The sequence below is a fragment of the Clostridia bacterium genome (assembly GCA_035628995.1).
In the GTDB taxonomy this organism is placed as follows: domain Bacteria; phylum Bacillota; class Clostridia; order Lutisporales; family Lutisporaceae; genus BRH-c25.
In genome coordinates, this window is record DASPIR010000017.1 from 1 (window position 1) to 15,926 (window position 15,926).

At 37.6% G+C, this 15,926-nt stretch carries 19 protein-coding genes and 1 tRNA gene; 17 read left to right on the top strand and 3 right to left on the bottom strand.

All coding sequences use genetic code 11. The features are described 5' to 3' along the window. Positions 1-238: 238 nt before the first annotated feature. The 13 genes from VEB00_05120 to VEB00_05180 all read left to right on the top strand — a co-directional run bounded on the left by VEB00_05120 (position 239) and on the right by VEB00_05180 (position 8,209). Positions 239-895 (top strand): HAD family phosphatase, encoded by a 657-nt coding sequence (locus tag VEB00_05120; protein ID HYF82394.1) that lies wholly within the window; start codon positions 239-241, stop codon positions 893-895. Between the two features lie 97 nt (positions 896-992). Beyond that, entirely contained in the window at positions 993-1,580 is a 588-nt protein-coding gene (locus VEB00_05125; GenBank protein HYF82395.1) for a sigma-70 family RNA polymerase sigma factor, read from the top strand. Continuing rightward, entirely contained in the window at positions 1,567-2,070 is a 504-nt protein-coding gene (locus tag VEB00_05130; protein ID HYF82396.1) for a zf-HC2 domain-containing protein, read from the top strand. The genes VEB00_05125 and VEB00_05130 overlap by 14 nt, the downstream gene beginning before the upstream one ends. Before the next feature lies 1 nt (position 2,071). Then, positions 2,072-2,725 carry a B-box zinc finger protein gene (locus tag VEB00_05135; protein ID HYF82397.1) on the top strand — a complete coding sequence of 218 codons (654 nt, stop codon included), beginning with the start codon at positions 2,072-2,074 and terminating at the stop codon, positions 2,723-2,725. Between the two features lie 111 nt (positions 2,726-2,836). Continuing rightward, on the top strand, positions 2,837-3,133 hold the full coding sequence (locus VEB00_05140; protein HYF82398.1) for a CC/Se motif family (seleno)protein: 297 nt from the start codon (positions 2,837-2,839) through the stop codon (positions 3,131-3,133). Between the two features lie 72 nt (positions 3,134-3,205). Beyond that, a tRNA-Arg gene (locus tag VEB00_05145) sits at positions 3,206-3,282 on the top strand. A 403-nt stretch (positions 3,283-3,685) separates the two neighbouring features. After that, the gene (locus VEB00_05150; protein HYF82399.1) at positions 3,686-4,096 is read left to right on the top strand and encodes a hypothetical protein; all 411 of its coding nucleotides are present in this window, start codon (positions 3,686-3,688) and stop codon (positions 4,094-4,096) included. Between the two features lie 516 nt (positions 4,097-4,612). Beyond that, on the top strand, positions 4,613-4,891 hold the full coding sequence (locus VEB00_05155) for a hypothetical protein (protein ID HYF82400.1): 279 nt from the start codon (positions 4,613-4,615) through the stop codon (positions 4,889-4,891). 405 nt (positions 4,892-5,296) lie between these two features. After that, positions 5,297-5,611, top strand: coding sequence for a hypothetical protein (locus tag VEB00_05160; protein HYF82401.1), 315 nt, complete (start codon positions 5,297-5,299; stop codon positions 5,609-5,611). 205 nt (positions 5,612-5,816) lie between these two features. Next, positions 5,817-6,026, top strand: a complete 210-nt coding sequence (locus VEB00_05165) for a hypothetical protein (protein ID HYF82402.1) — start codon at positions 5,817-5,819, stop codon at positions 6,024-6,026. A gap of 147 nt (positions 6,027-6,173) precedes the next feature. Continuing rightward, a complete protein-coding gene (locus tag VEB00_05170; protein ID HYF82403.1) occupies positions 6,174-6,509 on the top strand; it encodes a hypothetical protein in 336 nt (111 codons plus the stop codon). A 170-nt stretch (positions 6,510-6,679) separates the two neighbouring features. Then, positions 6,680-7,846 carry a hypothetical protein gene (locus tag VEB00_05175; protein HYF82404.1) on the top strand — a complete coding sequence of 389 codons (1,167 nt, stop codon included), beginning with the start codon at positions 6,680-6,682 and terminating at the stop codon, positions 7,844-7,846. Between the two features lie 141 nt (positions 7,847-7,987). Continuing rightward, entirely contained in the window at positions 7,988-8,209 is a 222-nt protein-coding gene (locus tag VEB00_05180; protein HYF82405.1) for a hypothetical protein, read from the top strand. 155 nt (positions 8,210-8,364) lie between these two features. Here the strand turns inward: VEB00_05180 and VEB00_05185 are convergent, their stop codons facing one another. Then, complete coding sequence (locus tag VEB00_05185) at positions 8,365-9,849, bottom strand: APC family permease (protein ID HYF82406.1); 1,485 nt, start codon at positions 9,847-9,849, stop codon at positions 8,365-8,367. 335 nt (positions 9,850-10,184) lie between these two features. Here VEB00_05185 and VEB00_05190 point away from each other — a divergent pair, with 335 nt between their 5' ends. The 3 genes from VEB00_05190 to VEB00_05200 all read left to right on the top strand — a co-directional run bounded on the left by VEB00_05190 (position 10,185) and on the right by VEB00_05200 (position 13,814). Further along, the gene (locus tag VEB00_05190; GenBank protein HYF82407.1) at positions 10,185-11,081 is read left to right on the top strand and encodes a helix-turn-helix domain-containing protein; all 897 of its coding nucleotides are present in this window, start codon (positions 10,185-10,187) and stop codon (positions 11,079-11,081) included. A 112-nt stretch (positions 11,082-11,193) separates the two neighbouring features. Continuing rightward, entirely contained in the window at positions 11,194-12,690 is a 1,497-nt protein-coding gene (glpK, locus tag VEB00_05195; GenBank protein HYF82408.1) for a glycerol kinase GlpK, read from the top strand. Positions 12,691-12,728: 38 nt separating this feature from the next. Further along, positions 12,729-13,814, top strand: a complete 1,086-nt coding sequence (locus VEB00_05200; protein ID HYF82409.1) for an aminotransferase class V-fold PLP-dependent enzyme — start codon at positions 12,729-12,731, stop codon at positions 13,812-13,814. A gap of 235 nt (positions 13,815-14,049) precedes the next feature. Here VEB00_05200 and VEB00_05205 read toward each other — a convergent pair whose 3' ends face one another. After that, positions 14,050-14,622, bottom strand: coding sequence for a CBO0543 family protein (locus VEB00_05205; GenBank protein ID HYF82410.1), 573 nt, complete (start codon positions 14,620-14,622; stop codon positions 14,050-14,052). Between the two features lie 49 nt (positions 14,623-14,671). Continuing rightward, a complete protein-coding gene (locus VEB00_05210) occupies positions 14,672-15,076 on the bottom strand; it encodes a CBO0543 family protein (protein ID HYF82411.1) in 405 nt (134 codons plus the stop codon). 362 nt (positions 15,077-15,438) lie between these two features. Here VEB00_05210 and VEB00_05215 point away from each other — a divergent pair, with 362 nt between their 5' ends. Continuing rightward, positions 15,439-15,885 (top strand): DUF4339 domain-containing protein, encoded by a 447-nt coding sequence (locus VEB00_05215; protein ID HYF82412.1) that lies wholly within the window; start codon positions 15,439-15,441, stop codon positions 15,883-15,885. The last annotated feature ends 41 nt before the right edge of the window (positions 15,886-15,926 follow it).

Consider the following 15,926-nt stretch of genomic DNA (forward strand, 5'->3'; position numbering starts at 1 on the left):
ACGGTGGGAAAAAATATTCTGAAACATAAGTAATAATCGATAAAGAGTAAGTATCAAAACTCTCTAATGTCGCTATATATTATATAAAATTAACCGTGCAATTCCGTAGGAATCCGTGGAACATCCGTGTGTTCAGTGGTACCCGTTCCTCCGTTCCCCTGTGTCACATTATTTTACTAGTATGTAATGAATTTAGTTGGAATATATAGAATAACAATTTAAGAAATTTGGAGGATGTATGTACGAAGATATAAAGGCTGTAATATTTGATGTTGATGGCACCCTTATAGATTCCATGTGGATATGGAAGCAAGTGGACATAGAGTTCCTGGGTAAGAGAGGAATCCCACTTCCTGAGAGACTGCAGTCCGAAATAGAGGGGATGAGCTATTCTGAAACTGCAATATATTTTAAAGCCAGGTTTGATCTGACCGACTCCCTGGACGAGATAAAGGAAGAATGGCGGCTCATGGCTGAGGACTATTACAAATTTCATATTAAGCTAAAAAGCGGAGCGAAGGAGTTTCTGAAACTGCTCTACGATAAAGGGTTTACAATAGGTATAGCTACCAGCAACTCACGAGAGCTTGTGGATAATATGCTGGAAAATCACGGCATAAGGCAATATTTCTCCATTATAAGGACCTCCTGTGAGGTTAACAAGGGAAAGCCTCATCCGGATGTATACCTGAAGGTGGCAGAGGACATGGGCTTGGAACCACAGCATTGTCTGGTGTTCGAGGATACTGTCTCCGGCGTAATGGCTGCCAAATCGGCCGGTATGAAGGTATTTGCCATGGCTGACGAGGTTTCTGAGGAGTCAAAGGATAAGCTAATAGAGATGACTGAAGGATATATTCACAGCTTTGATGAAGTTATGGAATACTTCAAATAGAAAAGAACAATTATTTGTTCTTTTTTTATGACTCTTGAAGTGTGGGGCTGAATTGCATCGTATTAACATATAGATGAGTGGATAAGGAAGTGGTAGGTTGAAAGACGAAGAACTGGTTTCGTATATAGTGAAAGGCAAGACTGAGCTGTTTTCTGTTATAGTCGACAGGTACCAGTCCAAGGTATTCTCCACCGTCTACAGCTATACCCATGACCATGAGGAAACACGAGATCTCACTCAGGAGATATTCATAAAACTCTACAACAACCTGCAGAGCTACAAGAACAAAGCTTCCTTCTCCACGTGGCTGTATAGGATTGCAGTGAACCGGTGCATAGACTGGACGAGGAAGAAGAGGCTGCAAACAATATCGACCATCTATGACAACAGCGATGATGAAATTGACATATATGATACTATAGCAGACAGCGGCGGAGGACCTGAAGAAGCTTTTATAAAGCAGGAGAACAAAGCGTATATAAGGAAAGTAGTTGAAGACCTGCCGGAGATTTATAAGACCGTAATCATACTATATTATTTTGAAGACTTCAGTCCTCAGGAAATATCAGATATAACCGATGTTCCCAAGCGTACCATAGAGACGAGACTTTATAGAGGTAAGAACCTTCTGAAGCTTAGGTTGGAAGAATTGATTTGTGGAGGTGAAAAACATGTGCTGCAGTGAATACGGAAATAGTCTTCATGAATATGCAAGCGGCAGATTGAGTGAACTGGAATGTCACGCAATAACAAGGCATCTAAAGACTTGTGACAAATGCAGAAGAGAAGTGGAAGAGATCAAGGAGATAAAAGTATTCCTGAAGTCCGGCTTCCAGGAAAATGTAATGCCGCCTATGGATTTGAAATCCTCAATAATGGCTTCCATAGACCTAAAGAAGTACAAGAAGGTTTATAAGAACACCCTTGGAGAGCTGGCAAACTGGGGAATGAGCCTTGTTGCAGCAGGTTTGATACTCTTGTTCATAAATGTAGCTCCCGCTGATAACATAGTGAATATGCAGAATGAATGGGATAATACAAAGGGAAACATCACAGAAAAGATAAATCATCCCTTCAGCTCGTTAAACCAAGGCTTGGATAAGTTCACAAAGAGAATAACAGAGTTGGATGGGATTACAGGGAGAATAGAAAGAGAGAAAGAGGGAGGAAATTAATATGAATTGTAAATACCATAAAGAATCAGAAGCAAAATTCATCTGCGATAAATGCAAGCAGCCAATATGTGAAGAATGCTCAGTGGATGTGAACGGAAACAAGATATGCAGCAGCTGTATCCAGAAGTCAGTGTTCGCAGATAATGCTCAATATTATAAGGGAGGCTTCTTTGAAAGCTTTGCGTTCTTCTGCTTTGCTGTAGTACCGGGAGCAGCCCAAATGTATATGAACCTTTTCAAAAGAGGCTTTCAGCTGATGTTCGGATTTATAGCGGGTATAGTACTGTTCAGCTATATAAATACAGAAAGCATGATACCGCTTATCATAATACCCACTTGGTTTTTCAGCTTCTTTGACAGCTACGCCATAAGAAGAAGGCTTAGAAAGGGAGAGGTTGTAGAAGACAATACAATATTCGATTACAATATTATTATAGCAAACAAGAAGATAGTCGGCATAATAATGCTTGTCCTAGGTGTGCTGGGAGTTGCAAATGCTTTTGAACACTCAGTGCTGCAAAACATTTTCGGAGGCAATCTGTACTGGTCTATCAAGAGAAGCATAATACCTATTGCTTTGGTTCTGACAGGTATATATGTAATACAGAAATCAAAAAAGACAGGAAGAGAAGCGGAAAGCAGCATAGAAGAATAAATCTCAGAAGGTTTAAACGAATTCTGATATAATAAAGATAGAGCTCGTAAAATTGAATATTTTGCGGGCTTTTTTGTTGAAAATAAATATGATATGAATGAGGTGTAGGTTATGAATATTATTATCGAAAAGGATGCAGTAGAATATATCAAGAAACATTCCGAGGATAACTCAGTAATACTTCATATACAGTCAACAGGCGGAAACTGCTGCGCTTCTGTACAAAGCCCGGCAATCCTGTTGGGCAAGCCTGAAAAAGCTGAAAAGTTTGATCTATATAGCGTTGATGAAATAAGTGTATACCTAAGAAAAGATATCCAAGCCAAAAACGATGGAATACGCATTTTCATTAGAAAGTTTCTCTGGATTAAGGATTTAGCAGTAGACGGCATGCGTATTAATTACTAAAAAGCCTGTATTATACATTGACTTATCATATGTATTTGATTATAATAAAAAATGAACTTCAAAATGAAAAATGTGCCCGTAGCTCAGCTGGATAGAGCGTCTGACTACGAATCAGAAGGTCGCAGGTTCGACTCCTGTCGGGCACACCATATTATCGATTGATATAAACCTTGAGAAATCAAGGTTTTTTGTTTTTGTACTTTGGAAAAATTAATTAAAGATTTTTGCTTTTAGGGTAGTCAGATTGACGAAAACGAATTTAGGTTATTAATCAAATAATCAAGATGCACTCGTTATAAAGTTGATATAAATAGATACTATCAGTCACAAAAATACATGAGACGAGTTTTACGCTTCTATTTTGAATAAAACCCACTTATAAAAATGTAAACTGTAGCATACAAAAAACGCAAGACGACTATGAAACGTACATAAAAGAATGAAATTACGATAAAAGACGTATTTTATTGTGGCTATAGAGTTGACTTTTGCAACAACAGTGGTATAATAAAATCAGATTAATGGATTAGTTATCCATTGGAGGTGAAAATTATGAAATACAGTTTTTTATGGAGTACACCTAATGCAAGAGCCCCGATTATTACAATTGCACCTTATGGCATTACTTTCAATAGCGCAACTGTTGAATTATTAGGCAAACCCAAAAGATTAATGATAGGCTACGATGAAAAAAGCAAAGTAGTGGGAATGAAACCGATAAATGACGACGCAAATAGTAAATCATTCGAATTTATAAAAAAAGAGCGCAATGGATATGTAAGAATAGGGAATAAGGACTTTATAAAGTATCTGATAAATAAAAAGGAAATTGACTTTAAGATAAGAAATACATATAAGTATATTGCCGATTGGGATTCAGATGATGAGTTGTTGATAATAGATCTAACGAATCCAATGGATGATTTTGATTCATCTAACGATACTGAATCAGACGATGATTAGAATGAACGGATGAAAATAATTTTTGAGGAGGTTTATTATGTGCAATACAAAAACAAAAAAACTACCAGGCGGTTAATAAAGCCTGGCATTGTTGCTGATGGGAATATGTAGATTCCCACGGAGCCCATAAGAATATGGGCCAGTATTATTGATATTTCGCATATATAAATAATACCATACTCTGATGCTCTGCGCAATAATGTTCTTTCTACATAGAAAGGATTTAAATATGGTTAAAAAGCCGGATGGTAACTACATACTTATATTCCGTGCATGGCGCATTGACCCAACTACTGGCAATAAAATATATGCTCGTGACTATGGAAAAAAGGCTTGGCCTATATGGATTAAAGTCGCTTAAATACTAAAATTTTCTGGATAAGTGACTGGCAGCTTATCCAGTACTATAATTTACCAACTATTAAAAAATATACCCAAATTCCATTTGTGGTATTGCACGAAACCCTAATTTTGTGCAATATGAATGATTCAAGAATTAGCAAAGGAGAATTTAAAATGGCCAGATATTTAATCACATATGACTTGATTAAACCTGTACAGAATTATGAGACTTTCTATGAGACTATAAAACAATTAGGTAGCTATTGGTGTCACCCTTTAGAATCAGTATGGCTTGTTAAAACAAGTTTGAGTTCGGTGGATATATATAATAGTATTAAACCAGTCTTACAATCAGATAACGATTTATTATTTATTGTTGAAATTACAGAAAACTATTATGGATGCATGAGTAATGAGACTTGGGAACATATTAAAAACGGAATTTTTGCATAATAAAAAGCACTCATTACGAGTGCTTTTTTTATGATTGCTGTTTTTTCATATATATGTTATCTAGTGGTGAGAACTTTTTATAGTTATTTAGCACATATGCCGAAGCTAATTGAGAATATTTCCGTACCATTTGAAGAGAAGTATGTCCTAGGATATGCTGAAAGCTGAAAATATCTCCACTATTCATAAGATAGTTTGTTGCGAATGTATGTCCCAGTGAATAGTGAGTGCTAGGCACCGCTCGCATATATTAAGGTAAATATTTACTATAGATACACCTTCTGATACTATAATGTCAGGGGGTATATTATTTGGGGGAACTATAGATAAAATAAGCGGAGTGCGATATAGGCATAACAGAATCCGCGGTAAGTAGGGACCTAATAAAATAAGTGCGAAACTGCGGTGCCTGACACCATATTTAATGAAGCTAAAGTGAAAGCAGATGGCTATGAGTTTCTGCTTGTTTGTACCAGGCTATACCTGGCAAGACATGCTCCGGATTTGGTAGAGAAAAAAGAGTTGCCGAAGCCTATAAATCAACATCGGCAACAGAAGCCGTGCCATAGAACTTCTAATATAAGCGAGGATATTATAGACAAAATTAATGCACTGCAGGAATGGCATACCTTACCGGGTAAGAAATTGTCTTGTAGAGAGATTGCAACAAAACGGTTTATGGTATTCAGATTGATTACTCGACAGTATGCAGGGTCCTAAAAGGTACTTATAAGCCTAAGTTGAAGAAGAGTTAAGAATCGAGTGAGCTGTTGCCGAAGTCCGAATATCAATATTGGCAACACTGATAGAAATAAACAAGCTACATTTCTATCAGTAGAACGATTAAAAAATCGAGACAATGTTATATGATGTGCAGGGATAGGCCCAAATGTGGAGAATAATACCATACAAAGGGGTGATTTATGTGTATAAATCTGATGATGACGACCCGCATAAGAAGTTTGGAGTCATAAAAGGCGGTGGCAAGGATACTAAGAAGAAAGAGTCTTTTGAGGACCATTTAAGCAAACATATAGAGACCCCATCAAGCCATAAAAACAGAATTACTCACTCAGGTGGTACTGACCCTGAACCAAAAGAATGGTCACATGTGGATGATCCACGCCCAGACTGAAAGTCAAATATAGACGATCCAGATCCGTATTAATATATTATTTATGAGAGCCAATAGGCTCTTTTATTTTGTGGATTACTTTTACATCATTAATTGTCCACCTTTCTACTATGTGATAATATGGGAATAGAAGGAAGGCGATTGTATATGCGTAATCAAAATAATGAAACTCTTATTATAAAGGCAATAGGAGAAAGAAAGGTAATCACATTTGACTACAAAAGCGATGCCGACCCAATAGGAACAATGAGAAGTGGCAATCCTCATGCAATGTATGAACACCTAAAAACGGGTAATGTTTTACTTGATTTATTTCAAACAGAAGGTCAATCAAGTGAGAGATATAAATTACCAGTATGGCGAGAATTTAAGGTAGATAAAATGAGTAATATTAGAATTATGGATAATAGAAATTTTGAGACACAGAAGAATTACAATCCAAATGCCGAAAAGTACTTAAGGGCAATCGCTAAAATAAGATAGTTAGTGCCAGGTACAGCACTTAAGAACATATTGTTATAATAAGTTCTTAAGTGCTGTACCTGGCACCAATTTCGGAATCATACTTTATGAAATCAAATAGGGTTAAGAAAACTTTTGTGAAATGATTTTATTAATTCACTTTTATAAAAGAATAGAAAGAAGGTTTTGCAATGAAAAGAATATGCTTTCTAGTTATAGTTCTACTTTTGAGTATGATTAGCGTTTATGCTTCTGACAGCGTAGTAACAATAACTGATATTGATACATGGAATCATCCTGTAAAGTTAGTCTTGTCTGACTATGGTGTAAATGTAACGAAAGTAGAGTTTCTTAGTAATAAGACATATCCAGTAATTTATTGCAATTTTCCAGCATATTCAGCGTTGCAAGAAAAGGAAACTTTTGAGCAAATGTTAGTAGAAGTCTTAAAGTCAAATGGATATTGGAGCTATAAGTTAGTAAGCGATAAATATGAAGTCAATGTAGAAGGAGATATTAATGATAAAAAATACATAAAAATATCCTATAAAAATATGGACAAGTATTTTAAAATGTTTCCTAACGCTGAAAACATTAAGATTAATCTTGAACAAGCTACAAAATTAATGACAAATGAATTTGGCGAGAGCCATGAAACTGAATTAATTGAAGAAGGCAATTATAAAGTATCCATAATTAATGCAATAGATGGAGTAATTGAATACGATAACAATTATTATTATAGTGTCCATACTTATGAATCACATTATGACCATACTGCAACTTTGGGATGGGCCTTAATTGACGCTATTGATGGCAGCATATATTACGATAATCTGGATGATACAGCTACCCTTGTTAATGATAGTAAGAAGTCAATTGTGTTGAATTCGCTTAATGATGGGACTGTCTATAAATTACTTAATTCATCACTTGCTTCGTACAAATATTCATATTTATGGCAATACAATAAGAAAACTAAAGAACTCCAGAAGGTAGATCTGAATGGATTAAAGATTGTAGCAAATATAAAACTTTCAGAAACATTTATTAAGGGAGATGTAATTAGCGTTGATGAGCCAGGTATCTATTCAGGTGAGAGCGTTTCTACAAATACCGTGGTAGTAGCTACAAAGGATAAGGAGCAATTTAATATTTATAAATCAATCAATGAAAGTGATAATTTCAAATGGTATTTAGATATTAATTCTTTAAAGTCAGTTTATAAAGAGTTGACTGATGTAGCATATTTTAAAGGCGAATATACTTATGAACTATCAATTAATTATGGGAAAATAATGATTGAATTTATTAATGATTCAAGTGATGGGTGGATTGATTTATCAAATAATAAATAGCATCAAAAGACTAATAAAAGCTAAGTGCCACATAAGTTTTTTATTAAGATATTCACCCTTCGCCGATGATCTTTAGTAACACTTTATTTTCGCTTGCATAGTATGTATAGTGCACTAATTTTGAAAATAAGAGGCGATATAATGGATACTGCCAGAGAGCAAGTAGGCGCAACAAATTTTCCAAACTACCTGAAAAAGTTTATTGGTAAAAAAGTCAGTATTGATTTTCTGATTGGCACAAACAAGTTGATTCATAAAACCGGAGTTTTAAAAGATGTTGGACCTGATTATGTTGCTTTCGTTAATCCAAATGGATTAACAACTATAGCTGATTTATTCTCAATTAAATTTATAGATGTATGAGATAAGTGGCAGGCACTAGAGTTATTTATGAGTAAATCTCAAATAACTTTGGTGCCTGCCACTCTAATTTCTTCAACATTTGACATAGATACAAATACCTCGCAACCTTGTATACAAAGTTGCGAGGTATTGTCCTAAAAACTGAACTTCTGTATTTAGAGTATATATCCCAGTGCGAAGATTATCAGCGCTAAAACGAATATGCCGTATGCTGAGTTTCTCCAAACATTGAACTGCTTGTCTAATGCAGCTTTTTCCGCTACAGTCGGAGGAGTGGTCTGTAATGTGAGCAATTCCAAATCAATAGATTCCTGCGGAATTGGTCTCTTTCTTACAAAAATGAAGTAATAACCCAAGCATATCACCGACAAGATAATGTTGTAAGGAAGAGCGGTCCAATCTACAGCCAGTACCATTAAGCCGGCATATGTGACGATACTGAAGTATGCACCAAATACACCAAAGGGTACTTTGAATGGTCTTTCGAGATTCGGTTCTTTTTTATATAGCATGATATAAGAAATGTAACCGATAATGTAAGCAATCATCTGAGAAAATGCACACATTGCAGCAATGATAGCTATAGAGCCGGTTGCAATTAATAGTATAGCTATAATACCAACGACTACTACTGCGAAATGAGGGCTCTTGTACTTCGGATGAATCTTTCCGAATACCTTAGGGAAACAACCGTCCTGAGCCATAATGTACATGTATCTTGCAGGGCCGGCTACACAAGGATTCATTGTGGAGAAGTCACCACCGAAGGTAATTCCGAGACACAATACAATGAACGGAATTCCAATGATACCAGCAAGCTGCATAGCCTCTGCAAACGGAGCTCCTGCGGTTGCTAACATAGCCTGGCTAGCCAGTGGAGTAAGTCCTACTAAGAACCACTGGAACAGAGCGTTCACACCAAATACGATAAATGGAGAAATGACCAATGCGCGAGGAATTGTGATCTGCGGGAACTTTACTTCTGCACCCATACCTACAACAGTTTCAAATCCTGCAAAGCACCACCATACCATAACTATGACCTTTGCAAATGCAGTGACTTCATGCGGTACGCCCTGCAACAACGGAACAAAGTTTTGGAACTGCATATCTTTGATTACCATTGCGAACCATACGAGGGATGCTCCCCAGAAGAAGTACATGAAAGCGTTCTGCCATTTTCCGGCAAATTCGATGCCTTTGTAATTAATTACAACGAAGAAGACCATCATGACACTGGCTATGATTCTGCTGTCAAATTCATAATCAACTCCAACTGCCTTTAGCAGCCATCCAAAATAGTTGGCGAAAGCCAAAGCTTCAGAACCACCGATGCCGATTTGAGCAACCGTATAATGCCAGCTGCAGAATACGGCTGTAGGGTAGTTAATTGCACGCCTAGCATAGGCATATGTACCGCCGGCTAAAGGAAGAGTTGCTCCCAATTCACCATAAATAGCAGCGGGCCACAGTACCAACAAGAATGCCAAAATAGTTGCCAGTATAACGGAACTTCCCATTACACCCACTTGTGAAGAACCAACTGTGAACAGACCTACACCAATTACAGCACCGGTTGTGATGGTGACGCACTCGGGTAATCCAAGGGCACGAGTTAATTGCTTGTCAGATACGTTCATTCTCCAACCTCCTAATTTAATAAAATAGATATGAGTGAGTTTCATAAAAATAAAATTTTCATAGAAATTTTATTTTTATGAAAAAATGTAGTTTTGTGAAAAATGTTGCAGAAAAAAGTTATATATCGAAATTTGCAATTTTCTGTCACATTATCACCTGCTATAATTATACTCTCTGGGATAATTGTCCCACTAGCACAAATCGGAAATTGATTATTTTTTTTTAAAATGATAAACTGAAAGTGAATTTGGACATGTTCCGATTTGTACTAGTTAATAATTTAATCCTAATATAGACTATAGTAAAAGCAGCAAAAAGGAGCGGAAGCAGTAATATGTCATACATTATCAGTGACAGGCAATATCTGTCCTCAAACAGAAGAAAAGCCAAATACGTTCCGTACAAGACTCGCTTGGATTCCTGTACACATGAAGAATTAGAGGTCACATTCGGACATCCTCTCTATACTTTTGTTGCGGATTTTTTAGAAATTTCACCAAACCTTACTGGTGTGCCTGGAGATGGATTTGAATTTCCAATCATTCCAGATGGGTGTGTCTCTATTATTATAATTCTCAACAAGGGTGAAATCCGGGGTTATTTATGCGGAGTAATCGAGGAGATTCAAAAAATCATACTCCATGAAAATGAGATTGCCTTTATAGCCCGTTACCTCCCCGGTGGAGTTCGTCCTTTTTTGCGGGAGCCGATCCGTACATATACTAACCGCTCCTGTTCTTTGTCGGAAGTGCTCCCTAATTACAGTCTTCTCTTTTCCGCTTTCGCAAAGTCTTCAGCATTTTCAGAACGCTTACTTGCCTTTTCCAAAACTATGCGTCCACAGTATCTCGATAAAAAAGAAGCACATTACTTACTGAACTATTGTGTAGACAAAATATACGACAGAAAAGGAAATATAAAAATCTCTGATCTTTCTAAGGAGGCTGGCTTTAGCGAACGTTATATTGGAAAACTATTTGATCAATGGGTGGGAATATCTCCAAAGCTATACGCAGAAATCATGAGGTTTCAGTTTTCTCTTGAGCAATTGGAAGAGATTGAAATTAAGCCTGATAGAATTATACTAGATACAGCATTGGATAGCGGATTCTTCGATCATGCACACATGAACCGCTGTTACCAACGTTTTTTACATTGCACGACCGGTACGCTGAGCAAATTTGGATTTGAAGGGTTAGATCTTTCCAACGTTCCCAAATTAATACCGTAAGACAATTTCTGTGATTGCATCATCTTAAGATGATTACAACATAATATTCATTTATTTCACATGGTATACCAAAAAAGCGGTACAGCACAATCATTTTAAAGGAGGAATTGGCGTGGCCAAAAAATTTTATTTAGGTCTTGACCAAGGTACTACAAGTACCACAGCCTTGCTCTTGGATTCAGAATGGAACGTTGCAGCCAGAGGGAATAAAACACACACACAATACTATCCAAAGCCCGGATGGATTGAGCATGACCCTATGGAAATATGGAGAGCAATTTTAGAATCAATACAGATGGCTATGACCGAGGCCGATGCAAAGCCCGAAGAAATTGCCTGTATTGGTCTTGATAATCAAGGAGAAACCGTACTCCTATGGGATAAGTTAACCGGCGTACCTATCTACAATGCCATTGTTTGGCAGGACCGCCGTACTGCCCGCTATGCAGATTCTTTAACTGAAAAACATGGTGAATTAGTCCGGAAAAAAACAGGGTTAATGATCGACGCCTATTTTAGTGCGACCAAAATCAAATGGATTTTAGATAATGTTCCAGGTGCGAAAGAGAAGGCCCGGGAAGGCAGGATTATTGCAGGTACTCTGGATACTTGGATGATTTGGAAAATGACTCACGGTCGGATTCATATTACTGACTATTCCACCGCTTCCCGAACGATGCTCCTCAATATACATACCGGTCAATGGGATGAAGATATTTTAAATATTCTAGAGATAGACAAGCGCATCTTGCCGGAAATCTGCGATAGTTCAATGGTATACGGATACACCGATCCTTTGGACTTCTTCGGTGCTAAAATTCCCATTTCCGGTTCTGTCGTAGACCAACAGGCCGCACTGTTTGGACAGGCCTGCTACACTCCGGGAAGCATCAAAACCACATACGGAACAGGATGCTTTATGCTTATGAACACAGGAGACAAACCAGTATATTCGAAAAACGGACTTCTGACCACCGTCGCCTGGGGCCTAAACGGCAAGATGACCTTCGCTTTAGATGGCGGCATCTACATTGCCGGTGCAGCAACCCAATGGCTCAAGGACGGCATCAAAATTATTGAAAAGGCTTCTCAGACAGAGGAAATGGCCGTAGCTGCTAAAAGCAATGGAGGCGTTTACTTTGTCCCTGCTTTCTCAGGACTTGCCGCGCCTCACTGGGACTCTTATGCTCGAGGTATGATGATTGGTATTACCGGCGGCACTTCAAGAGAAGAGATCGTACGTGCCACACTGGAAGCCATAGCATATCAAGTCAAAGATAATCTAGACGTTATGAACATGGATGCCAGTATTCCAATTAAAATCATGCGGGCAGACGGTGGAGCCGTAGTCAACAATTTCCTGATGCAATTCCAAGCTGATATTTTAGGTATTGCCGTGGATATTCCGGAAATCAATGAGTCCACAGCTTTGGGCGCAGCTTATCTGGCAGCCCTAGGCATCGGTGAATTCAAATCCATCCATGAACTTGCGGACAATTGGAAGTTGGCCAAGCGTTTTGAACCAAAGATGGGCTCCGACGAACGAGAATCTCTTCTCTACAACTGGCATCGTGCCGTAGAACGGTCAAAAAACTGGATTCAAGATTAACTTATATATATGTAATATCTGAAGGGAGATGTTTTTCATTGAGTAAACCAAAATTATTTAGTCCGGGTCCTGTTATGGTAAAGGACAATGTTCGCGAGGCGCTGCTTCATTATGACATCTGCCACCGTGGGGCAGAATTTGAGACACTTTTTGAAGACATGCAAAAAAAGATCAATACGCTGTTCAATGCCGATGACAGCTACTACTCTGTAATAATTTCAGGTTCTGGTACATCCGCAAACGAAACAGTACTTTCCTCTGTTTTTCAGAATGGTGATCAAGCACTGCTAGTCAAAAATGGCGTATTCGGAGAAAGACTGGAAGATATACTTCGTAAATATGAAGTGCCTATAGTAGAGGCTTCCTTTGAATGGTCTGAGTATCCGGATTTAGCAAAAATAGAAGAATTGATTGCGGCAAACCCAAAGGTCAAGGTAGTTGCCATGGTATTCCATGAAACCTCGACTGGTATGATTAATCCAGTCAAAGAAGTGGGCGCTCTATGTAAGAAATACAATAAGTGGTTTTATGTAGATTCCGTATCCGCTGCAGCTGGGGAGTATATTGATGTGGTGGAAAATAATATCACATTTACCTCATCAGTAGGCGGCAAATGCGTTGGTGCATTCCCTGGCTCCGCATATGTATGTGCAAAGGAAGAAGTCCTGAAATCCATTACTAAGGAACAGGGCAAGAATGTATATCTAAACTTGGCAAAACATTATGCAAGTGCAAAAGAAAGCCATCAGACGCCAAACACGCCGAACGTTACCCTCTTCTGGGCGTTAAATCAAGCTCTGACGAATATTCTGGAGGAAGGACTGGATCAGCAGATCATGCGTTATAAAAAATGTGCCTCCATCCTCCGCACCGGCATGCATGACTTGGGGCTGAAAATGCTCCTTCCTGAAAAATATATGTCCAATACCGTTACCTCCGTATTCCTACCAGAAGGCAAGGATCTGAATACGTTCCTGAAAGATATGGAAGACCACGGTTATGTGGTGTACAGCGGTAAAGGAAAATATCTGGATATGGGCATGTTCCAAGTCGCTAACATGGGCGAAATCTACGAAGAAGACTGCAAAGAATTCTTAAAGGTTCTGGAAGCCTGCATCAAATAATAAGTCTGCCGCTACTTTCTATCCAATATTTTCGAGGTATTTGTTTATTAATGATCTTGTGAGTATAAAACTATGTGCAATTCAGCATAAATTATTACAATAAAAAAACTCCTAATATAAAAATAGCACCCTGCTAAGGGTGCTATTTTTATATTCTTTCACAAATCTGGGAAATATCATGTTTATGCGCTGGATCATCGAGGGCATGGAAAGTCTGGACGGGCTGTCGGGCACTTTAAACTTCTCTATCGCTCTTGAAACCCTTAGCATTCTCCTGTATGAGTTTTATTTTTTCAATAAACCATTTTAAGAGTATAGCGGTAAATAAGTACGTTGGAATAGAGTAAATATATTTCCAGGTTATTAAATCGTAAAGGTTCATCCAAACAAGGATAGGCTCCAGAATGAATGAAAAAACAAATGTAAGGATTATGTTAGCAATGATAAACGATTTCCACTTAGGAAAGTATTGATATATGAGTACGAATATAATGGGTACCATTGAATAATTAGCCGGAATTAAACGTGGAAGAATTGGTATTACTTTAACTGGATAAACCCACATAGTAAGGGTTGAACCAATCTCATCCAACAGAATGGCTATGCTTGATGTCATAGCCAGGTAAAGAAGCATTTCTTTAAGTCTGCCTTTATCTACTAAACGATACCATATAAACCATGGGATAATAAGGGATAATAAAAGAACCCACCATCCGAAAGTAAATATATCGTTATTTATCCAGTCACTAAATCTCACTTGATGCAAAAGCTTTTGTAGATTAACTATTACCTGTTGCTCTGGCGTCATGATACACCTTCTATTTTTATCATTATATAGAAAATTACGAGTTAAATGTTTATGTTGCTGACTTATTCTCGATAGTATTCACTGTCTCAATAAACAATTTTGAAATAAGTGCCGCTATTATGAATATAAACGTTGAGTATACGTATTTCCATTTTAATAATATAAGAAAGCTCCACCGTGTTGCCAGTGGCAGCAAAATGAGAGTAAGAACAGTTGAAGTAATAACAGCTGCAATTATAAAGCTCTTCCATTTGGGGAAGTATTGATAAAGCAACATATAAATAATAGGTGCTAAAGAATAGTTCAGGGGCATTAAATGAGGGAATAATGGTGTAATCTTCACTGGGTAAGCCCATAAAGTTAACTCACTGCCTATTTCATCAATTAATAAAATGATGCCAGACATTAGAGCGCCATAAACAAGCATTTCTACTATCCTCTTTTTATCTACCAAGCTGTACCACGCAATCCAGGGAACAACAAGTAATCCTAAGAGAATCCACCATCTAGGAGTAAAGGCAACATTATTTACCCAATACTGAAAGTTTGCTTTATATAATAGTTTTTCATATTCAAGAATTAACTGAGTACTTGGATCTATTGTGCACACCCCATTTATCAGTAAATGTCACTTTTTCAATGGTTAAGTCCATCAAGAACTAGTATCTCTAATAAAGACCATTGTATTCAATGTGAGTATATATGCCAGATAACGGAGTTATCCACTATAAAATAAATAAATGATTTCAGAATCTGTCGTTTAATGGTATAATTTAGGTATGATGTATGAGCGAATAAAGATTGGCGGTGAAGCTAATGTATAAAATCAGTAGTGAAAGCATAGGGGACGTAAAAAAGTACGTATGGCATTATAGGAAGGACAACAAGGAGCATGGGCCTTTTACCTATGAGGATATTGTTGAAATGGCGAAAAAAGGCGATATTGGTCCTGAGGACTATGTATTGAAGTTCGGCAACAGGAAATTCTTCAAGGCTTCGGAAGTGCAAGGACTTTTTGATGGAGTAGTGCAGGATGAGGTAAAGCAGGAAGAGAAGACAGCGATTCCTGGAGAACAGATTGCAGTTAGCGCGGAGGAAACTAAGGAAGAGATAAAAGAAGATATCCATGCAGTATTTGAAAATAGGACGGTACATGCGCATACAAGGCAGAAGCAGGAATCCTCAGGGAATAAGGTAATTATGATTGCTGCTGGCTTAATGGGTTTATGCGTGGCAGTTTGGATATTAACACGATTGTTTTAGAGTTATTAAAGCCTTGAGAGATGTCAAGGCTTTTTCATTTA